The organism is Paracoccus aminophilus JCM 7686, from assembly GCF_000444995.1.
Lineage (GTDB): Bacteria > Pseudomonadota > Alphaproteobacteria > Rhodobacterales > Rhodobacteraceae > Paracoccus > Paracoccus aminophilus.
Map to the genome: position 1 here is coordinate 3,125,926 of NC_022041.1, position 24,014 is coordinate 3,149,939.

At 63.0% G+C, this 24,014-nt stretch carries 20 protein-coding genes and 1 pseudogene; 12 read left to right on the forward strand and 9 right to left on the reverse strand.

Translation table 11 applies throughout. The features are described from left to right. The first annotated feature begins 152 nt into the window (after positions 1 to 152). Genes fzlA through JCM7686_RS15310 form a run of 3 tightly spaced genes read left to right on the forward strand, consistent with a single transcriptional unit; the run spans position 153 to position 2,786 of the window. Positions 153 to 842, forward strand: a complete 690-nt coding sequence (fzlA, locus tag JCM7686_RS15300; protein ID WP_041527406.1) for an FtsZ-binding protein FzlA — start codon at positions 153 to 155, stop codon at positions 840 to 842. Beyond that, positions 823 to 1,869 carry a tRNA epoxyqueuosine(34) reductase QueG gene (queG, locus tag JCM7686_RS15305; RefSeq protein ID WP_041527407.1) on the forward strand — a complete coding sequence of 349 codons (1,047 nt, stop codon included), beginning with the start codon at positions 823 to 825 and terminating at the stop codon, positions 1,867 to 1,869. The genes fzlA and queG overlap by 20 nt, the downstream gene beginning before the upstream one ends. Next, complete coding sequence (locus JCM7686_RS15310; RefSeq protein ID WP_020951698.1) at positions 1,866 to 2,786, forward strand: DMT family transporter; 921 nt, start codon at positions 1,866 to 1,868, stop codon at positions 2,784 to 2,786. The genes queG and JCM7686_RS15310 overlap by 4 nt, the downstream gene beginning before the upstream one ends. On the opposite strand, the gene JCM7686_RS15315 is transcribed toward JCM7686_RS15310, so the two are convergent. The 9 genes from JCM7686_RS15315 to cysQ form a co-directional block, all read right to left on the reverse strand. Further along, entirely contained in the window at positions 2,787 to 4,175 is a 1,389-nt protein-coding gene (locus tag JCM7686_RS15315; protein WP_020951699.1) for a sulfotransferase family 2 domain-containing protein, read from the reverse strand. Further along, positions 4,172 to 5,851, reverse strand: coding sequence for a DUF5927 domain-containing protein (locus JCM7686_RS15320; protein ID WP_020951700.1), 1,680 nt, complete (start codon positions 5,849 to 5,851; stop codon positions 4,172 to 4,174). The genes JCM7686_RS15315 and JCM7686_RS15320 overlap by 4 nt, the downstream gene beginning before the upstream one ends. After that, entirely contained in the window at positions 5,848 to 6,873 is a 1,026-nt protein-coding gene (locus JCM7686_RS15325) for a glycosyltransferase family 2 protein (protein ID WP_020951701.1), read from the reverse strand. Before JCM7686_RS15325 ends, JCM7686_RS15320 begins: the two co-directional genes overlap by 4 nt. 29 nt (positions 6,874 to 6,902) lie before the next feature. Next, a complete protein-coding gene (locus tag JCM7686_RS15330) occupies positions 6,903 to 8,132 on the reverse strand; it encodes a glycosyltransferase family 4 protein (protein ID WP_020951702.1) in 1,230 nt (409 codons plus the stop codon). After that, positions 8,122 to 9,117: a UDP-glucose 4-epimerase GalE gene (gene galE / locus JCM7686_RS15335; protein WP_020951703.1), complete on the reverse strand. Its 996-nt coding sequence runs from the start codon at positions 9,115 to 9,117 to the stop codon at positions 8,122 to 8,124. Before galE ends, JCM7686_RS15330 begins: the two co-directional genes overlap by 11 nt. A 2-nt stretch (positions 9,118 to 9,119) precedes the next feature. Continuing rightward, entirely contained in the window at positions 9,120 to 10,010 is an 891-nt protein-coding gene (locus tag JCM7686_RS15340) for a UTP--glucose-1-phosphate uridylyltransferase (protein WP_020951704.1), read from the reverse strand. Positions 10,011 to 10,086: 76 nt separating this feature from the next. Further along, positions 10,087 to 11,376 (reverse strand): glycosyltransferase family 2 protein, encoded by a 1,290-nt coding sequence (locus tag JCM7686_RS15345; protein ID WP_020951705.1) that lies wholly within the window; start codon positions 11,374 to 11,376, stop codon positions 10,087 to 10,089. Beyond that, a complete protein-coding gene (locus JCM7686_RS15350; RefSeq protein WP_020951706.1) occupies positions 11,373 to 12,173 on the reverse strand; it encodes a 3-deoxy-manno-octulosonate cytidylyltransferase in 801 nt (266 codons plus the stop codon). Before JCM7686_RS15350 ends, JCM7686_RS15345 begins: the two co-directional genes overlap by 4 nt. A gap of 3 nt (positions 12,174 to 12,176) precedes the next feature. Further along, entirely contained in the window at positions 12,177 to 12,974 is a 798-nt protein-coding gene (gene cysQ, locus JCM7686_RS15355; RefSeq protein WP_020951707.1) for a 3'(2'),5'-bisphosphate nucleotidase CysQ, read from the reverse strand. 129 nt (positions 12,975 to 13,103) lie between these two features. Here cysQ and JCM7686_RS15360 point away from each other — a divergent pair, with 129 nt between their 5' ends. The 9 genes and pseudogenes from JCM7686_RS15360 (at position 13,104) to JCM7686_RS15405 (ending at position 23,928) form a co-directional block, all read left to right on the forward strand. Beyond that, entirely contained in the window at positions 13,104 to 13,925 is an 822-nt protein-coding gene (locus JCM7686_RS15360; protein WP_041527409.1) for an ABC transporter permease, read from the forward strand. 281 nt (positions 13,926 to 14,206) lie between these two features. Then, on the forward strand, positions 14,207 to 16,132 hold the full coding sequence (gene dnaK, locus JCM7686_RS15365; RefSeq protein WP_020951709.1) for a molecular chaperone DnaK: 1,926 nt from the start codon (positions 14,207 to 14,209) through the stop codon (positions 16,130 to 16,132). Between the two features lie 82 nt (positions 16,133 to 16,214). After that, a complete protein-coding gene (dnaJ, locus tag JCM7686_RS15370; protein WP_020951710.1) occupies positions 16,215 to 17,375 on the forward strand; it encodes a molecular chaperone DnaJ in 1,161 nt (386 codons plus the stop codon). A gap of 83 nt (positions 17,376 to 17,458) precedes the next feature. Further along, positions 17,459 to 18,244 carry a RadC family protein gene (gene radC / locus JCM7686_RS15375; RefSeq protein ID WP_020951711.1) on the forward strand — a complete coding sequence of 262 codons (786 nt, stop codon included), beginning with the start codon at positions 17,459 to 17,461 and terminating at the stop codon, positions 18,242 to 18,244. Between the two features lie 709 nt (positions 18,245 to 18,953). Continuing rightward, entirely contained in the window at positions 18,954 to 19,526 is a 573-nt protein-coding gene (petA, locus tag JCM7686_RS15385) for a ubiquinol-cytochrome c reductase iron-sulfur subunit (RefSeq protein WP_020951713.1), read from the forward strand. Between the two features lie 12 nt (positions 19,527 to 19,538). Further along, the gene (gene petB, locus JCM7686_RS15390) at positions 19,539 to 20,861 is read left to right on the forward strand and encodes a cytochrome b (RefSeq protein WP_020951714.1); all 1,323 of its coding nucleotides are present in this window, start codon (positions 19,539 to 19,541) and stop codon (positions 20,859 to 20,861) included. A gap of 438 nt (positions 20,862 to 21,299) precedes the next feature. Further along, positions 21,300 to 22,082: pseudogene (locus JCM7686_RS24965) on the forward strand (cytochrome c1); the annotation flags it as partial. Positions 22,083 to 22,204: 122 nt separating this feature from the next. Further along, positions 22,205 to 23,080, forward strand: coding sequence for a ribokinase (locus JCM7686_RS15400; RefSeq protein ID WP_020951716.1), 876 nt, complete (start codon positions 22,205 to 22,207; stop codon positions 23,078 to 23,080). Positions 23,081 to 23,127: 47 nt separating this feature from the next. Then, positions 23,128 to 23,928, forward strand: a complete 801-nt coding sequence (locus tag JCM7686_RS15405; protein ID WP_020951717.1) for a S49 family peptidase — start codon at positions 23,128 to 23,130, stop codon at positions 23,926 to 23,928. Positions 23,929 to 24,014 lie beyond the last annotated feature (86 nt).

Here is a 24,014-nt window from a genome sequence, read left to right on the forward strand (position 1 = left end):
CCCTGCGCCCTTAACCGGCGCAGCGGCCCGTCTTTGGCACCCGCCCCGTCTTTCATGCCCAAATATCCCCGCCGGAGGCTCCATCCGGTTGAAACATGCGGCCCTCGGGCGTATCACGCAGAACGAGCCAACGAACCTTGGTCCTTTCCCGCATGAACACGCCCTCGCCTTCCTCCACCATCCGTCTTTATCACGTCGCGCTCTCGCCATATTGCCGCAAGGTCCGTTTGGTGCTGGCCGAAAAACGGGTTGAGGTCGAGCTGGTCGAAGACCGCTATTGGGAGCCCGGCTCCGAACTCAACCGCCGCAATCCCGCCGGAAAGCTGCCGGTCCTGCGCATGGATGGTCGGTTGATGGCCGAAAGCCAGGCCATCGTCGAATATCTCGACGAGGTCATTCCGGTGCCCGCGCTGATGCCGCGCTCGCCGATCGAGCGCTACGAGGTCCGTCGCCTCTGCGCTTGGTTCGACGACAAATTCAACGCCGAGGTCACCCAGCCGGTCATGCATGAGCGGGTCTGGAAGAAGGTGATGAAGCTCGGCTATCCCGATTCGCGCGCGGTCAAGGAAGGGCTCAAGGCGATCAAGGAGCATATCGACTATATGTCGGGTCTGCTCGAGACGCGCCGGTGGCTCGCGGGCAATATGATGTCGCTCGCGGATTTCACTGCGGCCGCGCATTTCTCTTGCCTCGATTATATCTCGGACGTGGATTGGGACCGCTCTGCCGCGCTGCAGGAATGGTATGCGACGATCAAATCGCGCCCGGCCTTCCGCAGCCTTCTCGCCGATCACCTGCCGGGCGTGCCGCCAGCGCCGCATTATGCCGAACTCGACTTCTGAGGCCGAGGCCCTCAAGGCGCGGCTGGGTGCGGCCGCGCTGGCCGAGGGCTTTTCGGATATGGGCATCTGCCGCCCCGACGCGGTGCCCGCTTTGCCCGAGCGTCTTGACCATTTCCTCAAAGAAGAGCGCCACGGCCAGATGGACTGGATGGCCGAGCGTAGCCATTGGCGCGCCAATCCCGCGGCACTGTGGCCAGAGGCGAAATCTGTCATCATGCTGGCCGAGCTTTACACCCCCGATCACGATCCCATGGAAGTCACGCGCCTCTCTGACAAAGGCGCGATCAGTGTTTATGCGCAGGGCAAGGACTACCATGATCTCGTCAAGAAACGCTTAAAGCGGGTCGGGCGCTGGCTGATCGATCAGGCCAAAGGCGCCGAGATCAAGGTTTTCGTCGATACCGCCCCGGTGATGGAAAAACCCTTGGCGCAGGCGGCGGGGCTCGGCTGGCAGGGCAAGCACACCAATCTTCTGTCGCGCCGCCTTGGCAGCTGGTTCTTTCTCGGCTCGATCTTCACCACGATTGATCTGCCGAAAGACGCGGCCGAGACCAGCCATTGCGGCAATTGCCGCGCCTGTCTGACCGCCTGCCCGACCGATGCTTTCCCCGCGCCCTATCAGCTCGACGCGCGGCGCTGCATTTCCTATCTCACGATCGAGCACAAAGGCCCGGTCGATCTGGAACTGCGCCCGCTTCTCGGCAATCGGATCTATGGCTGCGACGATTGCCTGGCCGCCTGCCCTTGGAACAAATTCGCGCAAGACGCCAGCGAGCTGCGCTATCACGGCCCCCACCGCGCGCCCGATCTCGCGGAACTTGCCAAACTTGACGACCCGAGCTTCCGAGAGCAATTTTCTGGTAGCCCCATCAAACGGATAGGTCGGAACCGACTTGTCAGAAACGTGCTCTATGCTATCGGTAACTCTGCGAGGCCAGAGTTGCGGGCCAGCGCCGAGTCGCTGCTTGATGACGAAGATCTCGCCGTTTCAGATGCGGCCCGTTGGGCCTTGGACAGATTACGATGAATCCATCGACCGGCATCCTGCTGAAGATCCTGAGTGTGGTGGTTTTCACGGTGATGGCGGCGATCATCAAGCTGAATGCCGATGAAATCCCGGCCGGCCAGCAGGTGTTTTTCCGCTCGTTTTTCGCCATTCCGGTCATCCTCGGCTGGCTGATCTGGCGGCACGAGCTGTCGTCAGGTCTGGGCACGAAACGCCCGATCAACCACTTTTATCGCGGCTTCATTGGCACGACCGCAATGGGGCTGAACTTCGCCGCGCTTGGCTACCTGCCCTTCCCCGAGGCGACCGCGCTTGGCTATACCGCACCGCTGCTCACCGTGATCTTTGCCGCGATGTTTCTGGGCGAGGATGTGCGCGCCTTCCGCCTGATCTCGGTCCTGAACGGGCTGGTCGGCGTCGTCATCGTGCTGCTGCCGCGCCTTGGCGTCACCTCGGAAGGGTTAACCACGGCGCAGACGCTTGGCGCGGTGCTGGTGCTCTCTGGCGCGGCCTGCAGCGCGCTCGCGCAGATCTTCATCCGCAAGCTGGTGCTCGAGGAACGCACCTCGGTCATCGTCTTCTGGTTCTCGGTGACCTCGTCGATTCTGGCGCTGACCACCCTGCCCTTCGGCTGGGTCGTGCCCGCGCCCGGCACGCTGGTTTTGCTGATCGTCACCGGGCTGCTGGGCGGGTTGGGCCAGATCCTTTTGACCTCATCTTACCGCTTCGCCCCGGCCTCGGTCGTGGCGCCCTTTGAATATGCCTCGGTCATTCTGGCGCTGGCGATCGGCTATCTCAGCTTTGGCGAGGTGCCAACGCTGACCATGCTGGTCGGCTCGGCTATTGTCATCGGCGCGGGCATCGCCATTATCCTGCGCGAGCGCCAGCTCGGGATCGAGCGGACGCGCCAGCGCAAGGCGATGACGCCGCAGGGCTGATCACTCGAAGCCGAAAGCCACATAATCGCGCAGATAGGCGGCGCGCGCTGCCTTGCGCAGATGCTTGTCGTTTAGGAAATCCGGCATCGGCTCGGCACGGTATTCGGGCAGATCCGAGAGCCCGACCGAAGCCCCAATCCAGCCAAGATCACGGGCCAGATCATCCTCGCGCGCGACGAGATCGGGGCTGCCGAAACGCGCAAAACCGGCCAGAATCTCGGATTGGCTGGCCCAACCCGGATGGACCGGCAGTGAGGTCTGGCCGTTGAGGTTACGTTTGAGGAAGTCGAGGAAATCCGCGAAAAGCGCGACCATCCGACCGTCGTCGAGGTCAAGCAGCGCCTCGTCGGGCGGCAGAGCCACGCGGTAGACATCGCGCATCGCCTGGCGCAACTCGGTGTTTTTGCTGGTCAAAAGCGCCTCGAAGGCCGACCAGCTCCGCTTGAGCGGATGGCGCAGCACGGTAAAGCTGCGATGACCGGGATGGGCGCGCTTCCACTGGCGCAGGCTGTTTTGGTTGAAATCGCCCGTAAGTTCGGCCTGCGCGGCCAGCCAATCCGAAACCGAATCCGAGGGGCAGCCGCGCATCGGCATATAGATCAGCCCGGCCCCGACTTCGGCGGCCAGAAAGGCGGGCACGGTCGCGCCCCGGCGCGGCTCGAAATTCGGGATCTTGCGCAGCATGAAGGGATCAAGCCGGGCGAGCTCGGCCTGCATCTCGTCGAAATTCGAGACCTTTTCGGCCAGCTCACGCGGATTTTGCGGCACCTGATCCGAAGCGGGCTCGACCCGGTCGAGATCGGTGCGGCCGAGCCAGTGCAAAAGCCCGGTCATCACATCCGCGTCGCGCAGATCCTCGTAACCGAGCCAAAAGGCGCTTTGCCCGCTGGTTTGCAGCCGCGTCTGAACGCGGAGCTGGAATTCCTCGATCTCACCGGCCATCTGGCGGAAATCGGCGCCGTCGAAACGAACCGCCGCCGGGATCGGGGTCTCGGTCTCATTCAGCTTCCACTGGTTGGTTTCGCGCGCGAGCACGGTCGAGACATAGCTGTCCAAGGGATTGCGGGTCAGGATGATCTTGGCGCATTCGCGATCCTCCATGATCGCATCGAAGACGCGCGGGTCATGGTCGTGGAAATAGCGAAAACCCGGCAGATGGTTCGGCTTGTCGAAAATCGCGCGCAAAAGCACCGAAGGGTCGGCGTCACGCTCGGCGCGCGAGATGCCCTTGAGCTCGTCCTTGTCGGGCCAGCCCATCATATAGGGATTGAAGGCCTCGCCAAAGCAGGTGACGCGCTTGAGCGCATTCAGCGTCGCCTCGAGCAGGTTCGAGCCGGTCCGCATCTCGGCGAAAATGACGAAGCGCTTGAAGCTCTGGGGCTGGGTCACTGGAGGAGATCCTTCTTGAGAGGCGCGTCGACGTTGAAATCACCGGTCATTTGCGGGCTAAGACCGGCATTGCGCAACCGTTGCAGGAAGCGCCCGATGCCGGTGAGATCGCGGGTTTCCAGAGGCTCGGTGATCTCCTCGGGATTGCCGTCCAGCGCCTGCACCACCGATTGCAGACCGCCCATCGGACGCGCGGTGAAATCGGCAAGATCCCACATCCGGACGCGCGCCTTCAGCCAGACCGATTGCAGAATCGCGACCTGCTCGACCTCGGTGCGCTGCAACTGGGCGGCGATCCGGCGGATGTCGTCAAAGGGCATCCCGGAGTTCAGCAAGGGCACCGCCCAAGCCCCGGTGATGACAAAGATCCGCGCATTCGGATCGGTCGCCATGAACCAGTTCAGCGTTTGCACATCGCGCGGGCTGTGCTGGAAGACCTGAAGCCGCATGGTGATGCGCACGAGATTGGCCAGAAAGCCGCGCTGATCGAGATCGCGCAGCGCGGCACTGGTCGAAAGCGCCCCCGGCCCGACCTCGCGCCGCCCCGCGAATTCGACCTTTTCGCGCGCGAAAAGATGGCCATGCACATCGGCATTCACATGCAGCGCCAGCCAGTTCTCGAAATCCGGGAAGAGGTCGCTGAAGCCGTGAAATACCGCATAGACGCGGCTGGTCTTGCCGTTTTCGCGGTCCTTGAGTGGGAAGCGGCTTTGCATGTAAAGCCCGGCGCGGCCCAAATCGCGCCGCTCGACCGCGCGGTTGATCAGCCGCCCGAGGCGCGCGGGCTGCGGTTCCGCCGCCGAGGGCCAGACCAGAATCGGGCGCGGGAAATAGCTGTAAAGCCCATGCGCGCGCGGCCAGATCTTGCGCGCCACGAAACAGCCCGATTCCTCGAGCATCTGCTTGTGGTCATCGTAGAAAATATAGGGTTTGCCCTGCCCGTCGAACTTCGCCAGCGTCAGCGAGCGGCTTTCGATCTGGGTCGAATGCCGCCGCGCCAAAGTCTGGAAATAGCTCTCATCCGGGATCCAGACCTGCGCGAAATAATTGTCGAACTCGGCCCGGCGCGGATCGGTCAGGATGGCCGAGAGCGTCTGGCGCGTCAGGCACCACCATTGCGAGCCAAGATGCGGCACGATCCCCTCGGGGATGCGGCGGCGCAGCCGGAAGCGGCGTTGGAAATTGACGTAGCTGTCAAAAAGCTTGCGATTGCGCCGGAACGAGAAGGGAAAGCGCATGGTGAAACGCTCTTCATTCAGCCCGCCGACGGTCCAGCCGACATCCTCGGCGGTGACGCTTTCGATGAAATCACGCCGCGGCCTGCGCGAGAGATAGGCGACCAGATCGGCAATCGGGCGCAAAGGCAGGCAAGAGCCCGAAACCAGCATCACATGGGTGACGTGATCAAAGCGGTCCAACAGCAGCGCGGTCGCGTCAATCGTTGCCTCGACCAGCCCGAACATGCCCCATTCGCAGGGCCTGCGCCGGCAGAAGACGACCTCCTTGAGATCCGAAAGCTCGGCCTGCATCTGATCGACCTCGGACTGGCGCGCCCGGGCGTCGATATGGATCGAGACCGCCGCACCGCCCTTTGCCCAGATCCGCACCATCCGCGCCGCGATATGCAGCCCGTCATGGCACAGCATCGCAATCCCAAGCTTGACCCTTGTGCTCATGCCCAGTTCCCCTTGGACATGAGGCCCAGATCTTCGAGCTGGTGCCAGTCATAGAACTCGCGCGATTCCTCGCACCAGAGGTCAATCTGATCCTGCAACCCGGCCTGATAGGCGCGGTATTCCTGCGAATTGGCGTAATGCTGCTGACGGTTGAGCTCTTCGCTCGATTTCTCGACGAAGGTCGACAGGAATTTCATATGCAGCAGACAGCCCGAGGCCTTTTCTCCGCCGTTTTCATCATAGACGAGATTGAGCGAGCGCGGCAGCAGCATATGGGTCGAGCTGGCATAGACAAAGCTTCTTTCCCAGCGCACCAGCGGGATCTTGTTCAGCGCCGGACCCTTTTCGGGCTCATCGGCAAAGAAGGCGCGCGCGCGCGGACCGCCCTGAATCCAGAGATTGCCGAACTCGCCATTCTTGCGGATCGCGTAATTGGCCGGGTCGAACCAGCGCGCGATTTCCAGCGGATTGCGCCCCTCGCGGTAAGGCTCGGCGGCAATCGGCCCCTTGGGATACATGTCGAGCAGCATCGCCGAGAAGCTTTTGATCGCCGAGGCATCCATCCAATCCGTGAGCGCGCGCAGCGGTCGGGTGTCGCAATGCGGATAGACCAGAAACTCGTCGGGATCGACGGTCAGGCACCAATGGCCACGCCCATAGCGGTGCAACAGCCAGTTGATCCAATCCATGCCGAAGCGCGAATTCTTGTAGCTGGCCTTGGTCACCCAGACCGAGGCATCGGGCTGGCTGGCCATGAACTCGCGGCTGCCATCGTCGGAATCATTATCGACAACGAGAAAATGCTGAATTCCCATCTCGCGGTAATATTCGACGAAATAGGGCAGACGCACCCGCTCGTTGCGCAGAGTCACGAAGAGGAGCAGCTGGCCCTTGCGGATTTTCGCGGTGTTGTCCGAGACGGATTTGAGACGGCGATGGCGACGAATAGCCCGCCCAAGCAGGTATTGCCTGAGCGTGCGGAGTTTAACTTTGCGCTTTATCTGTCTGAATATGCGCGACACGGCCTCAACCTCTCAGTGAGTTTGATAGACTAGTCACGCAGATCCAGCAATGCGCGCTGGACCTGATCAAAGTGGCTTGGCCAATCGGGAATCTCGCGCGGCGCGAGCCGCTGGATCGGCGTTTGCGCCATGGCCGCGACGGCCTCGGCCCAAGCCTCTGGCTCATCGGGCGACAGATAGCGCGCCCAATCGCCCAAAAGCTCGCGCGTCGAGGGCAAGGGCGATGCGAGAACCGGCAGGCCAAGGCGGGCGGCCTCGATCAGCGGCAGGCCAAAACCCTCGGCCCGGCTGGGCATCAAAAGCGCATGGGCCCGCTCCATCAGCGCGGCGACCTCCCCATCGCCGAGATCGCCGAATTCCTGCACCGCCGCCCCCGCAGGCAAGTGATCGAGACGCGCGAAAACCGCGTGATTTTCCCAGCCGCGCCGCCCGATGATCAGCAGCCGCGGCAGATCCGCGACAGGGAGGCGCTTGGCCAGAAGCGCCCAGGCATCCAGCAAGACGGCATGGTTCTTGCGCGGCTCGATCGTGCCAAGCGCGATGAACATCGGCCGCGTCAGATCGAGACCCGGCGGCAAGGCGGCAGAATCGGCAGGGACCGGGCGGGCGCCAATCGGCGTGACCGCAATCGGCGCCCGCCCGTGCACCGCAAGCCTGCCGCGCCACAGCGCAATTTGCGCGGCGCTGGCCTTGGACACGGTGAGGACCAGATCGGCCATGCCCGCCGCCACGGCGAAACGGTCGCGAAACTTCTCGCTCTGACCCTGACGGGTGAATTCGGGGTGGTCGAGCGGGATCGTGTCATGGATCATCACGACGCGGCGCAGGCCCTGAAGCCCGGCGAACACCTCGCGTCGCCAATTGGCGTGGCCGAGATTGAGATAGGCTGCCTCTGCCCCAAGATCGTGCAGCGCCTGCGCGGCAATCTTGCGAATAAAGCCGCGCTCGATCCGCAGCGCGTGGGCCGCCAAGACGCGGGTGGCACGATCCTTCAACGCCGTCCGGCCCGCCAAGCGATCGAGAAGCCCCGGCGCGGGCAGATCCGCGACCGCACCCTCGATCCAGTCGAGCAAAAGCGCGCCCGCCGTGGCGGGCAGCAAGGCCTGACCTCGCGGCACCCGGCAGAGCAGCAGATGCGGTTTGCCTTGGAGATGGCGCAGCCATTCCAGCTCGACCCGGTCGATGCCGGTCAGCGGTCCGCCACCAAGGCGTGAGACCAGCCTTGAGATGTCGAGCAGGATCCCCGGCTCAGCGGGCATATCCACCGGACTGATGCCAACGCCAGGCGTCGCGCACCATTTGCGCCATGGTCGAGCGCTCTGGCTGCCAGCCCAGCAAGGCCCGCGCCTTTTCGCTGCCCGAAACCAGCTTCACCGCATCGCCCGCCCGGCGCGGTCCCTCGTGATAGGGCACTTCGCGGTTGGTGATATGGTGCGACTGGTTGATCACTTCGCGCACGGAAAAACCGTTGCCGGTGCCGAGACAAAAGACCTCGACCCCCGGTGCGACCTTGTCCGCTTGCAGATGCTTGAGCCCAAGGACATGGGCCTCGACCAGATCCATGACATGGACATAGTCGCGGATGCAGGTGCCATCTTCTGTCGGATAATCCGTGCCAAAGATCGTCAGCTCGCCGCGCTTGCCCTCGATCGCATCGAGGATCAGCGGGATGAGATGAGTCTCGGGCTGATGGAACTCGCCGACCTCAGCCTCCGGATCGCCGCCCGCGACGTTGAAATAGCGAAAGATCACCGAGCGCAGCCCGTCGGAGGCGCCGAAATCCTTCAGCATATCCTCGATCGCGCGCTTGGAGGCGCCGTAGGCATTGATCGGCGCCTGCGCGGTGGTTTCATCGAGCATCACCCCGTCCTGATCGCCGTAAGTGGCGCAGGTCGAGGAGAAGACGAAATCGCGAATCCCGGCCGCCAGGGTCGCCTCGATCAGATTGAGCGAGCCGCCGACATTGGTGCGCCAGTATTTCCCCGGCTCGCGCATCGATTCGCCGACCTGGCTGAGGGCTGCGAAATGCATCACCGCGACCGGTTGGTGGAGGGCCAGAACCTCGTCGATGCGGGCTCGGTCGAGCAGGTCGCCCTGCTCGAAGGGACCGAACTTCACGGCCTCGCGCCAGCCGGTGCACAGATTGTCGAAGGTGACCGGCTCAAAGCCGGCCGCCTTCAGCGCCTTGCAGGCATGCGAGCCGATATAGCCCGCGCCCCCCGTGACCAGAACCTTCGGAGCCATGATTACTCGGCGGCTTTGCGGATCGCGGCCAGATCGGTCAGGTAATCGCCGAATTCGTCGCGCAGCTCTTCGCGCGCCAGACCGAAGGCGACCGTTGCCTGCAGGAAGCCCGCTTTCGAGCCGCAATCGAAGCGCTGACCGCGGAAGCGCAGGCCGAAGACATCGCGACCTTCCTCGATCTCGTCAGCAATCGCATCGGTCAGCTGGATTTCCCCGCCCGAGCCCTGACGCAGCTTGTTGAGGTTGTTCATCACCGTCGGCGCAAGAATATAGCGGCCGATCACGGCCAGGTTCGACGGCGGATCGGATTGCGGCTTTTCGACCATGCCCTTGGCGCGCACGATGGCACCCATGTCTTCGGCCACATCGAGCACGCCGTAGGACTTGGTCTTCTCGGGCGCGACTTCCATCGTGGCGACCATGCTGCCGCCGGTCTCGTGATAGGCTTCGACCATCTGCTGCAGGCAAGGCGGTTCGCCCATGATGACGTCATCGGTCAGGATCACGGCGAAGGGCTCGTCGCCGACCAGACGGCGCGCGCACCAGACCGCATGGCCAAGGCCAAGCGCCTTGTGCTGGCGGATATAGGCGATCGCGCCCGATTCCATATTGGTCGAGCGCAGGATGTCGAGAAGCTCGGTCTTGCCCGATTTCTTCAGCGTCGCCTCAAGCTCATGGGCGTGATCGAAGTAATCCTCTAGCGCGCCTTTGCCGCGCGAAGTCACGAAGATGAATTCGGTGATACCGGCGGCGCGCGCTTCGTCGATCGCATATTGGATCAGAGGCCGGTCAACCAAAGTCATGATCTCTTTGGGAATGCTCTTCGTTGCAGGCAGGAAACGCGTCCCAAGCCCGGCAACGGGGAAAATGGCTTTTGTGACCTTACGCGTCATTTAACTCACTCCTCATACTGTTTTCTTTCCCGAAAACAGACAGTCTCTGCGTCCATAACACCGACTTTACATCATGTCAGTGATAAGTTTGGTTGTATTCGTCAGATTTGGTTCCGCCTGCTTTTTCAGTGAGATACCCCTCATCTGACGACAACCGGCGGACAAGCGCCCGTTCTGCGGCCTTTCGGCCCGCGAAAAGTGGCTGATTTTCGCCAAAACCGGCCCAAATTCCGCCTTTCTGCTCCCACCATCCACCGGCATGAAGGCCAAGGCGCGGCGGCAAGAACCCCGGCGACCACAGAATCACCCCGGCGATCCCGCCCGCCGCCACCGCCTGCGCGGCCGATCTGCGCAAGGCGCGCGCCTGCCAGTGCCAGCCGCTGAAGACCTGCGGCGCGACGCGGCGAGGGATGCGGGGGCCAAAGGGCAGAAACGGCAATGTTTCATGTGAGTCAGTCCCAATCGCTACCGGCGGCGCAGGCGGCGGGCAGTTTTGGCCCGCCTCGATCCCGCGCGCGAGCCCCGCGAGCAGCGGCGCGACGCCAAGCGGATCGAGCCGTCCCGCCACCATCAGCCGCAACAGCCGCTTGCGCTGGCGTCCGGCAAGATCGGGCATCTCGCCGCCATGACGCGCCACGAAAATCGCGGTTGAGCGGCCGATCGCGGTCAGATCCGAGGGCACGCCGCTTTGCGCCCGCACCGGACCCGCTGCCGCGCCATGGATCACCTCGGCTCTGGACAAGACGGCGGTCAGGGCTTGCGGAAAGCGCCGGGCGAGGCGCAGGTTCACGTCGCTTTCGTCGAGATGATAGGCAAAGGCCGGGTCAAAGCCGCCGATCTCGCGCAAAGCGGCGCGGCGAAAGGCGCAATTGGTGCCAAGCGTGCTGACCGGCGCGCCATTGGCGACGCCAAGCGCCCCGCTTTCGGCAATCGCAAAGGCCAGCCCATCGGCACCGATCCTCTCGCCCCGCGCCTGCCAGCGAAACCCGTCCGGGCCGCGCGTCCAGCCGGTCGCGGCGATGACGCGGGGATCGGTGAAGGCGCGGGCCAGACGGCTCGCCCAGCTTGGCAGCGCCAAAGCGTCATCGTCGATGAAAGCGATGATCTCGGCCCCCGCCGCCGCGATCCCGGCATTGCGCGCCGCAGAGATATTCGCCTCGTCAAAGGGGATGCGTTTGAGCGCAAGATCTGGGCGTAGATCGACCGAGCCGGGATCGGCCACGAGGATCACCTCGAAGGCGGGGTGATCCTGTTGCTCCAGCGCGGCAAGGCAAAAGCTCAGCCGGTCGCGGCGATGGCGCGAGACGATGACGATGCTGAGGCGCGGAGGATCTTGCTCCGCAGCCCCGGCCTCGGGCGCGGTCAATCGGCCCCCATCCGCTGCATCATCTCTTCGATCTTGGCGACATCGGTCGGGTTGTTGAGCTCCCAGAACTCGCGCCCGCGCGCCTCGACCTCGACGCACAGCACCTTGCGCCCACGCTCAAGAAAGCGGAGCTGCTCGAGCCCTTCGAGAAGCTCGGTCCGGCCCTCGCCCCAGCCTGGGTATTCGGCCAGGGCCGCCGGGCGGTAGGCATAGACGCCGACATGGTGAAAGACCGGGGTCGGCGCATCGGCGGCGAAATCGCCCGCCGCGAAGGGGATCACCTCTTTCGAGAAATACATCCCCCGCATGTCATGACCAAAGACCGCCGTGGTCCCGCCGACCCGACCCGCCGCGCGATCCGCGATCAGATCGGCGCGCATCCGGCCCGAGCATTGCAGCACCGGCGTCGCGACATCGGCCCCAGCATCGCCGCGAAGCCCCGCGACCAGATCCTCGATGAACCATGCGGGCGTGAGCGGCGCATCGCCTTGCAGGTTGACGACGATTTCGGGCGAAAGCCCAAGGTTCGCAATGGCTTCGGCGCAACGCTCGGTGCCATTGCGCGCCTCGGGAGAGGTCATCGCGACCTCGGCTCCGAAAGCTTCGGCATGATCGCGAATGCGAGCGTCGTCGGTCGCGACGATGACCCAGTCGATGCCCGCCACCGCCTGCGCCGCGTCCCAGCTGCGCCGGATCAGGCTTTTGGCCTCACCCGAGGCGCCAGTGAGCTCGACCAGCGGTTTGCCGGGATAGCGCGAGGATTGGTAACGCGCGGGGATAACGATGACGACGGACATGGCTCAGTCCTTGACCAGAAGGACGCCGGGCGCGAGAGCGATGAAGAACGGATTGCCAAAGCCCTCCTTGCCATAGGCGAGCGGGCTGTGATCGTCGAAATTCACAACCTTTCCGCCCGCCGCGCGCAAAACGGCGTCACCCGCTGCCGTATCCCACTCCATCGTGCGGCCAAGGCGCGGATAGAGATCAGCCTCGCCCGTCGCGACAAGGCAGAATTTGAGCGAGGAGCCCGCCGAAGTCATGTCGCGCACCGCATAGCGCGAGATGTAATCATCCGTCGCGGCATCGCGATGCGATTTCGAGGCGACGACCATCAGCGCGCGATTATCGACCGTGTGATTGACCCCGATCGGGGTGAGCTCGCCCGGAGCCTCGCCGAAGGGCCCCTTCTCCTCGACCGCGCCGCCTTCTGCGGTGGTGTAGAAAAGACGGCCCTTGGCCGGGGCATAGACCACGCCCAGAACCGGCGTGCCCTCGACGACATAAGCGATATTGACCGTGAAATCGCCGCGGCGCTGAACGAATTCCTTGGTCCCATCCAGCGGATCGACGATCAGAAAGGTCGCAACGCTTTGGCCATGCGTCGCGGCCTGCTCTTCGGTGACAAGGGCAATGTCGGGGAATGCTGCGCGCAGCCCCTCAGAGATCAGGCGATCGGCGGCCTCATCGGCCTCGGTCACGGGGGAGGCATCGGATTTGGAACGGACCTCGAAATCCTCGGAACCGTAGATCTCCATGATCTTTTCGCCAGCCAGAAGCGCCAGCCGGCGCATTTCGGCGACCATTGGTTCAAATTGCATCCGTTTTCCTTTCGCGGCACGGCCTGCAAAGCCCGCGCCTGATTGAACCTGCGTTTGCACTCACTTATGATCGCCAGAACCGCTTTCGGCAAGCGCCGGGCACCCCAAACGAGCGCGCGAATTCTGGTCATGTTCACGTCGAGACGCAGCCGCAATATTCTGGAGGCCACGTTCACCACGTTGGCGCTGATCTATCATCTCGCGGTCTATAACCTGCGCAAAGACCACCGCAACGCCGTGATCGGGCTTCTGGTAACGATCCTGCAATCCAGTATCTTCATCATCGGCTTCATGGCCATGTATCTGATCTTTGGGGTAAAAAAGTCTCCGCTCCGGGGAGATTTCATCCTCTACATCATGTCGGGCGTCTTCGTCTTCATGATCAACAGCCGGACCGCGGGCGCGGTGTCTTCGGCGGGCAGCTCGCTGGATACGATGGTCAAACACGCGCCGATGAACACCGCCGTGACGATCAGCGGCGCGATGCTGTCCTCGCTTTACCAGCAAACGGTCTCGATTCTCGTCATCCTCTGGGCCTATCACACGCTGGTCACGCCGATCACCATCGAGCGGCCGGTCGCCGCCTATGGCATGGTGCTGCTCTCTTGGTTGTGCGGGGGCGCGGTCGGGCTGATTTTCCTGTCCATCAGGTCGTGGTCGGCGCAGACCGGCAAAATCGTCACCACGCTTTATCAGCGCATGAACATGATCTTTTCGGGCAAGATGTTCGTGGCCAATGCCATGCCCGCCATGCTCTTGCCAATGTTCACCTGGAATCCGCTGTTTCACATCATCGACCAGACGCGCGGCTTCGTTTTCATCAACTATACGCCGCATAATACCAATCTCAGCTATCCGATCTATGTCACACTCGCGGTTTTCATGATCGGCCTGATGGCAGAATTCGTGACGCGCAGATCGGTCTCGGTCAGCTGGTCGGCGGGGCGCTGAGGCAGCCCCGGACAGAGCCTCGGCGCAGGCGAAATCCCGCAAGGATCGCCAGCAAATACAGGCGATTGTGATCTGAAGCGAGGCGCTTGGCCGCGGCACGCCGACCAAGCGACGATCCTAAAATCTTCATGGTCACGCGGCTTGCAGCTCTGTCAACCCTCCCTATATAAAGTTGCGACCCTGCCACGGGCACCTTGCCTTGGGCAGAAATTCTTGGGATTTGGACCCGGAGGCCGCAACGGATCCGGTGTCCGCTGTATCGCCGTAAGAGAGGATTGTTCATGTCAAAAGTCATCGGCATCGACCTTGGCACCACCAACAGCTGCGTCGCCATCATGGATGGCAGCCAGCCGAAAGTCATCGAGAACTCGGAAGGGGCGCGCACCACGCCGTCGATCGTCGGTTTCACCGACAACGAGCGTCTGGTCGGTCAGCCCGCGAAGCGTCAGGCTGTCACCAACCCGACCAATACCGTTTTCGCCGTTAAACGCCTGATCGGGCGCCGCGTCACCGATGCGGAGGTCGAAAAGGACCGCCATCTCGTTCCCTACAACATCGTTGACGGTGGCAATGGGGACGCTTGGGTTGAAGTGAAGGGCGAGAATTTCTCCCCCGCCCAAGTCAGCGCGATGATCCTTCAGAAGATGAAGGAAACCGCCGAAAGCTATCTGGGTGAGAAGGTCGATCAGGCCGTCATCACCGTTCCGGCCTATTTCAACGACGCGCAGCGTCAGGCCACCAAGGACGCGGGCAAGATCGCGGGCCTTGAGGTTCTGCGCATCATCAACGAACCGACCGCCGCTGCTCTGGCTTACGGTCTCGACAAGAAAGATTCGAAAACCATCGCGGTCTATGACCTTGGCGGCGGTACCTTCGACATCACCATTCTGGAAATCGACGACGGCCTGTTCGAAGTCAAATCCACGAACGGCGACACCTTCCTTGGTGGCGAAGACTTCGACATGCGCATCGTCAACTATCTGGCTGACGAGTTCAAAAAAGAGCATGGCGTCGATCTGACCAAGGACAAGATGGCGCTTCAGCGCCTGAAGGAAGCCGCGGAAAAGGCCAAGATCGAGCTGTCCTCCTCGTCGCAGACCGAGATCAACCAGCCGTTCATCTCGATGGACAAGAACACCGGCACGCCGCTGCACATGGTCATGAAACTGACCCGTGCCAAGCTGGAAAGCCTGGTTGCCGATCTGATCAAACGCACGATCAAGCCGCTTCAGGAAGCCCTGAAAGACGCCGGAATCTCGAAGTCGGAAATCGACGAGGTCGTTCTCGTCGGCGGGATGACCCGGATGCCGAAAGTCATCGAGGAAGTCACCGCTTTCTTCGGCAAAGAGCCGCATAAAGGCGTGAACCCTGACGAAGTCGTGGCGCTTGGCGCAGCGATTCAGGCAGGTGTTCTGCAGGGCGACGTGAAAGACGTGGTTCTCTTGGACGTGACGCCGCTGTCCTTGGGTATCGAAACGCTGGGTGGCGTCTTCACCCGTCTGATCGACCGCAACACGACGATCCCGACCAAGAAGTCGCAGATCTTCTCAACGGCCGAGGACAACCAGAATGCCGTGACCATCCGGGTCTTCCAGGGTGAGCGCGAGATGGCGGCCGACAACAAGATGCTCGGTCAGTTCAACCTCGAGGACATTCCGCCCGCGCCGCGTGGCCTGCCGCAGATCGAAGTCACTTTCGACATCGACGCCAACGGCATCGTCTCGGTTTCGGCCAAGGACAAAGGCACCGGCAAGTCGCAGAATATCACGATCCAGGCCTCGGGTGGTCTCTCGGATGAAGATATCGAGAAGATGGTCAAGGACGCCGAGGCGAATGCCGAAGCCGACAAGAGCCGCCGCGAGCTGGTCGAAGCCAAGAACCAGGCGGAAAGCCTGATCCATTCGACCAAGAAATCGCTGGACGATCACGGCGACAAGGTCGATGGCTCGACCGTCGAGGCAATCGAACTGGCCATCGGCGCTCTGGAAGACTCGCTCAAGTCGGAAAACGCCGACAAGATCAAGAGCGGTATCCAGAACGTCATGGACGCGTCGATGAAGCTTGGCGAAGCCATCTACAAAGCCAACCAGTCGGAAGGCGGCAATGGCGAGGAAGCCGATCACGACGCCGGTCCGCGTGGTGCGGATGACGATATCGTCGATGCCGATTTCGAAGATCTCGGCGGCGAAGACAAGAAGCGCAAGTAAGCGCGTGTAACCAGTCAGGCCGGCCCGACGCGCCCCAGCGGCGCGGGCCGGCCCATTCGTGAGAGGCCCGAACGGGAACCACATGGCTAAACGGGATTACTACGACATCCTTGGCGTGAACAAAGGCGCCTCTGCGGATGAGATCAAAAAGGCCTACCGCTCCAAAGCCAAGGCCCTGCATCCAGACCGCAACCCAGATTGCAAGACCTCTGAGGACGAGTTCAAAGAGGTCAACGAGGCCTATGATTGCCTCAAGGACGGCCAGCGCAAGGCCGCCTATGACCGCTTTGGTCATGCCGCTTTCGACGGCGGCATGGGCGGTTTCGGCGCGCGCGGCGGCAATCCGAATGGCGATTTCGGCTCGGCCTTTGCCGATGTCTTCGAAGATCTCTTCGGCGATTTCATGGGGCGCGGCGGTCAGGGCGGCGGGCGGCAACGCGCCAGCCGGGGCCAGGATCTGCGCTATAACCTGCGGGTCTCGCTCGAAGAGGCCTATGTCGGCCTGCAAAAGACCATTGCGGTTCCCGGCTCGGTCTCCTGCACCGGCTGTAACGGCACCGGCGCCGAAGGCGCGGTCGAACCTGCGACCTGTCCGACCTGTTCGGGCATTGGCAAGGTCCGCGCCAGCCAGGGCTTCTTCACGGTCGAGCGCACCTGCCCGACCTGCGGCGGTCAGGGCCATATCGTCAAGAATCCCTGCAAGGAATGCCACGGCGCTGGCCGGATCGAGAAAGAGCGCAGCCTTTCTGTCAGCATCCCGGCAGGCGTTGAAACCGGCACCCGCATCCGCCTTGCTGGCGAGGGCGAGGCCGGGATGCGCGGCGGTCCCTCGGGCGATCTCTATATCTTCATCGAGGTCAAAGAGCATCCGATCTTCGTGCGCGACGGGCGCACGCTCGCCTGTCAGGTCCCAGTCTCTATGGGCACGGCGGCGCTCGGCGGCGAGATCGAGGTCCCGACCATCGACGGCGGTCGCTCGCGCGTGAAAGTACCGCCGGGCACCCAGACCGGCAAGCAGATGCGCCTGCGCGGCAAGGGCATGCCGCCCCTGCGCCACGGCCCCGGCCTTCAGGGCGATTTCGGCGATATGCTGATCGAGCTCTCGGTCGAGACGCCGGTCAACCTCACCCCGCGCCAGAAAGAGCTTTTGCGCGAGTTCGAGGGGATCCAGGCCGACAACAACCCCCAGACCTCTGGTTTCTTCCAGAAGATCAAAGGCTTCTGGGACGAGATGAAGGGCTGAAACGCCCAGACAAGCCCGGGGAAACCCGGGCTTTTTCTTTGCCGATTAAGCTCTTCTTCATTCTCTCGCGCGACATTTGAGCCATGAGCCCGAATCGCGCCTTTTCCGAAATGCCCCTGCCGCTCTTTGCGGCGCCCGATCTGGTGACGGATGAGGCCAGTCCGACCGATCGTCCCTCTGGCGCTTCGGGCAAGGCGCCAAGCTATCTCGCCGATCACCGCAGTCGGCTGCGCGACCGCTTCATGTCCGGCGGCGCGGCGGCGATGCCGGATTATGAGCTGCTCGAACTCGTGCTCTTTCGCGCCATCCCGCGGCAGGATGTGAAGCCGCTGGCCCGAAGGCTGCTTGAGGTCTTCGGGGATTTCAACCGCGTGCTCTCGGCCAATCCCGCACGTCTCGCCGATATTCCGGGCATTGGCCCCGCCGTCATTCAGGAACTGAAGATCGTCGAAGCTGCGGCCCATCGCCTCGCCCGCTCGAAAGTGATGGGGCGCCCGGTTCTCTCAAGCTGGGACGCGCTCCTTGATTATTGCCATACCGCGATGGCCCATGCCGAGATCGAGCAGTTCCGCACGCTCTATCTCGACCGCAAGAACATGCTGATCGCCGATGAAGAGCAAGCGCGCGGCACGGTCGATCATGTTCCGGTCTATCCGCGCGAAATCATGCGCCGCGCGCTTGGTCTGAATGCGAGCGCGCTGATCCTCGTGCACAACCATCCCTCGGGCGATCCCACGCCGTCAGAGGCCGATATCGTGATGACCGCCCGGATCGTCAGAGCCGCCGAGGTCATGGGCATCACCGTTCACGATCACCTGATCATCGGCAAATCGCGCGAGCTGAGCTTTCGCGCCGAAGGGCTACTATGAATTTTCTCTTCCGCGTCCTGCTTTGGCTCTTCCACATCAAGCGCGATCTCCTTGTCGCAGCCGAGGCGCATGGCCCGACCCTCGCAGGCCGGGGCGGTCTCTCGCTTCCCGCGCGGCTCGCCGCAGACGGGCCGCAGGGAATCGCGCAAGTGCCACCGGCCACGCCTGGCCTCATGGCGATGCGCCGCTCGCCCTTGCCCTTGCCCTCGCTCAGGCGTGATCGCGGCGGGTGCGACAATCTTGCGCATGATGCCAGGCTGCGCCGATCCATGGGAGCGCCGCCGATCCTTGCCAAGACAAGCTCAACCGGATCTCGCTGGCCTCGCGCGCAGCCGGCCGGCCGATCTGAGCTGAAGCATCGAACCTCACAGCCCATTCCGCCGACCCGAATCCCACGGACGCCCGGCTGATTGCGCCAACAGCGGCGCCTCCCGCGACTCGCGGCGGATTTCGTCAATTCCGCGCCAAAGTAGCCGCGAAAAGCGACGCCTCATCTCTGACGTGAAATCGGAAGACCGCGGCAAGGAGGGGTGGGGGAAAACCGCAACCAAAATCCCACACATAAGGTGGATAGAGGCGGTTTGGCGCGCGCGCCCCGCTGGACTGACGCAGATTTGATCGCTACAACCGCCCCGCGAGGGCTGCGTCATACGCGGCCCAAAGTCGTATAGCCGCATAGCCCCAGGGGGGCAGAATTGGAGATCTGATCGTGTCCCACGCAGACGAACACGCAGGCGATCACGGCGCCACCCGGAGAGATTTTCTATACTACGCGACTGCCGGTGCCGGTACGGTCGCGGCCGGGGCGGCCGCTTGGACCCTGATCAACCAGATGAATCCCTCCGCCGATGTTCAGGCGCTGAGCTCGATCCAGGTCGATGTCAGCGGCGTTGAAACCGGCACCCAGCTGACCGTGAAATGGTTGGGCAAGCCCGTTTTCATCCGCCGTCGCACGGAGAATGAAATCGAGGCCGGCCGCGCCGTCAAACTTGAAGAGCTGATCGACAGAGACGCCGAGAACGCCAACAAACCCGGCGAGCCCGCGACCGACCAGAACCGCACGCTGGACGAAGCGGGCGAGTGGCTGGTGATGATCGGGGTTTGCACCCACCTCGGCTGCGTGCCGATCGGGAACGGCGCTGGCGATTTCGGCGGCTGGTTCTGCCCCTGCCACGGCTCGCATTACGATACCGCTGGACGTATCCGGAAAGGGCCTGCGCCGCAGAACCTGCACATTCCGGTCAATGCGTTCGTCAACGACACCACCATCAAGCTGGGCTGAGGAGAGGCGCACATGGCTGGAATCCCCCACGACCATTACGAGCCCAAGACGGCACCCGAGCGCTGGCTGAACCGCCGCCTCCCCGTCGTCGGCCTGCTCTATGACACCCTGATGCTTCCGACCCCCAAGAACCTGAACTGGTGGTGGATCTGGGGCATCGTTCTGACCTTCTGCCTGGCTTTGCAGATCGTCACCGGCATCGTGCTGGTCATGCATTACACCCCGCATGTCAGCCTGGCCTTCTCGTCGGTCGAGCATATCATGCGCGACGTGAACGGCGGCTATATGCTGCGCTATCTCCATGCGAACGGCGCATCGCTGTTCTTCTTCGCGGTCTATATCCACATCTTCCGCGGCCTCTACTACGGCAGCTACAAAGCCCCGCGCGAGGTCACCTGGATCATCGGGATGCTTATCTATCTCTTGATGATGGCGACCGCCTTCATGGGCTATGTGCTTCCCTGGGGCCAGATGTCCTTCTGGGGCGCGACCGTGATCACCGGCCTCTTCGGCGCGATCCCGGGCATTGGCGAGTCGATCCAGACCTGGCTGCTCGGCGGTCCGGCTGTCGATAACGCGACGCTCAACCGCTTCTTCTCGCTGCACTATCTGCTGCCCTTCGTGATTGCTGCTCTGGTGATCGTCCATATCTGGGCCTTCCACACCACCGGCAACAACAACCCGACCGGCGTCGAAGTCCGCCGCACCTCGAAAGAAGAAGCCGAGAAGGACACCCTGCCCTTCTGGCCCTATTTCGTGATGAAGGACCTCGTCGGTCTGGCCATCGTTCTGGTCGTCTTCTTCGCCATCGTCGGCTTCATGCCGAACTTCCTTGGCCACCCGGACAACTACACCGAGGCCAACCCGCTGGTGACTCCGGCCCATATCGTGCCGGAATGGTACTTCCTGCCCTTCTACGCGATCCTGCGCGCCTTCACGGCAGATGTCTGGGTTGTGCAGCTGGTGAACTGGGCCTCGTTCCGCATCATCGATGCGAAATTCTTCGGCGTCCTTGCGATGTTCGGCGCAATCCTCGTCATGGCTCTGGTGCCGTGGCTGGACACCTCGCGCGTGCGCTCGGGCCGTTACCGTCCGCTGTTCAAGTGGTGGTACTGGCTTCTGGCCATCGACTTCGTGATCCTGACCTGGGTCGGGGCACAGCCGCCGGAAGGGATCTATCCCTATATTTCGCTCGCGGGTGCAGCCTATTGGTTCGGTTACTTCCTCGTCATCCTGCCGGTTCTCGGCGTGATCGAGAAACCGCTGCCGATGCCGCAGACCATCGAAGAAGATTTTGACGCCCATTACGGCGCCAAAACCCATCCTGCCGAGTAAGGAGAGGCAACAATGACCTTGAGAAACGTCTCGCTCACGGCTGTTGCGGCCCTGACCGTTGCTCTTGCAGGCGGCGCGATGGCTCAGGACAGCTCGACGGCGCAGGGCACCACTGCCCCCGCCGGTTCCAGCTACCACAGCGGCCAAACGGCCGCCCCCGCTGCCGAAGCCCCAGCGGCTCCGGCAGCCGAAGAGGCGAAGCCTGCTGAAGCCGCTGCTCCGGCAGCTGAAGCAGCAAAGCCCGCCGAAGCTGCTGCTCCGGCAGCCGAAGAAGCAAAGCCCGCTGAAGCCGCCGCTCCGGCAGCAGAAGAAGCAAAGCCTGCTGAAGCCGCTGCTCCGGCAGCAGAAGAAGCAAAGCCCGCTGAAGCCGCTGCTCCGGCAGCCGAAGAAGCAAAGCCCGCTGAAGCCGCCGCTCCGGCAGCAGAAGCAGCAAAGCCTGCTGAAGCTGCTGCTCCGGCAGCGGAAAAGGCGCATGAACCGGCCGCCGACGCCCATGCGGCGCCTCATATCGAGGATGTTGCCTTCAGCTTCGAAGGCCCGTTTGGCACCTATGACCAGTTCCAGCTTCAGCGCGGTCTGCAGGTCTATACCGAGGTCTGCTCGGCCTGCCACGGTCTGACCTATGTGCCGCTGCGCACGCTCGGCGATGCTGGCGGCCCGCAGCTGCCCGCAGACCAGGTCCGCGCCTATGCGGCGAACCTGTCGATCAATGACCCGGAAACCGGGGAAGAGCGTCCGCGTCTGCCCACCGATCACTTCCCGACGATCCACGGCGAAGGCATGGGTCCCGATCTGTCGCTGATGGCCAAAGCCCGTGCGGGCTTCCATGGCCCCTATGGCACCGGTCTGAACCAGCTCTTCCATGGCATTGGCGGCCCGGAATACATCCATGCGGTGCTGACCGGCTTCAATGGCGAAAGCAAGGAAGAAGCCGGGCATACGCTCTATCACAACGCCGCCTTCCCGGGCGGCTGGATCGGCATGCCCCCGCCGCTCTCGGAAGGTCAAGTGACCTATGAGGACGGCACGGAAGCCACGGTGGACCAGATGTCGCAAGACGTTTCGGCCTTCCTGATGTGGACTGCCGAGCCCAAGATGATGGACCGCAAACAGGTTGGCTTCATCTCGGTGCTGTTCCTGATCGTGCTGGCCTCGCTGCTCTACATGACCAACAAGCGTCTGTGGTGGAACGTGAAGCATCGCGGCGAAGAGAAGCACTAAGCTTTTCGCGAAACTCCTAGGAAACGCGCCCTCCGGGGCGCGTTTTGCTTTTGTCTGAAGCCATCAAGCGTCTGGACAAACCGGGTCGCAATAAGCCAGATGCGGCCCTGACTGGAGGCCCCATGACGATCTATAATCTCGGCTCGATCAACATCGATCACATCTACCGTCTCGACCACCTGCCCCGCCCGGGCGAGACCCTCGGCGCGCTGGATTACCGGCTGGGCCTTGGCGGCAAGGGCGCGAACCAATCGGTTGCCGCCGCGCGTGCGGGCAGCAAGGTTGTCCATCTCGGCGCGATGTCGGATGCGGACAACTGGGTGATCGAGGTGCTGGAAGGCGCGGGCGTCGCGACCTCGGGGATCGCACGCATGGCCCAAACGCCGACCGGTCACGCGATCATCATGGTCGAGGATGGCGGTGAGAATTCGATCGTGCTGCATGGCGGCGCCAATCGCGCGCTCGACCCCGAGCAGCTTGCCGCGAATCTCTCTGAGATCGGCGCGGGCGACATCCTGTTGATGCAGAATGAGACCTCGCTGCAGGTCATGGCCGCGACGCAGGCCCATGCGACCGGCGCGCGCGTGGTCTATTCCGCCGCCCCCTTCTCGATCGACGCCTTGCGCGCGGTCCTGCCCTATATTTCGGTGATCGCGCTCAACGAGCTTGAGGCGCAGGAGCTCTTTGCCGCACTCGGCAGCGATCTGCCGGTCGATGGCCTCTTGATCACCCGCGGGGCCGAGGGCGCCGAATACCGCGATCTGCGCAGCGGCACCACGCACGAGCAGGCCGCGTTCAAGGTCAAGGCCGCCGACACCACCGGCGCGGGCGATTGCTTCGCGGGTTGGTTTGCCGCCGGGCTTGACCGGGGCGAGGACATCCCGACGGCACTGCGCCATGCTTCCGCTGCGGCGGCCTTGCAGGTAACGCGGCAAGGCGCCGGCAATGCCATGCCCGAACGCGCCGAGGTCATGCAGTTTCTGGGCGCACAGGGCTGAACCGCCCAGCCTTGCCGGAGCGCGGTGGCCATCCTATCTCGGTAGGTATGAAAATTCCGTTCCTCACCAAGAAACCCACCGTCTCCGTCATTCGGCTGCAAGGCGTGATCGGCGCCGGGCAGCGTGGCGGTCCCGCGCTGTCGGACGCCGCTTTGGCCCCGGTCATCGAACGCGCCTTCCGCCGCAAGAAGCCTTTGGCGGTGGCCTTGGCGATCAACTCTCCCGGCGGCTCGCCCGTGCAATCGAGCCTGATTGCCGCGCGCATCCGCCGCCTCTCTGAGGAAACCCGCGTCCCGGTCTATGCTTTCGTCGAGGATATGGCGGCCTCGGGCGGCTATTGGCTCGCCTGCGCCGCCGATGAGATCTGGGCCGATGAGAGCTCGGTTCTCGGCTCGATCGGCGTGATCTCCTCGGGTTTCGGCTTTGCCGATCTGATCTCGCGCTATGGGATCGAGCGCCGCGTTCATACCGCCGGGCAATCGAAATCGATGCTCGACCCGTTCCGCCCAGAAAAGCCCGAAGATATCGCCCGGCTGAATGAGCTGCTGTTGCCGATCCACGGCGCCTTCAAGGATTATGTCCGGGCGCGGCGCTGCAACCGGCTTGACGCAAGCACCGATCTCTTCACCGGCGATGTCTGGACCGGCAAACAGGCGGTTGCACTGGGGATTGCCGATGGGCTTGGCCATCTCGTGCCGCGAATCCAGACGCTTTACGGCAAGGATGTTCGCTTGATTCCCTATGGTCAGCGCGTCTCGCCCTTGCGCCGGTTGGGGCTTTCAGCCGATGATTTCATCGAGGCGGCCGAGCGGCGCGCCATAGGCTCACAATTTGGACTGGGCGGTTGATGCTTAAAGTAGTTCTCACGTTCCTGCTGATCATGATCGCGATGGCGCTGATCGCCGGACCAGCGGTGCGCCGCGCCATCGCCCGG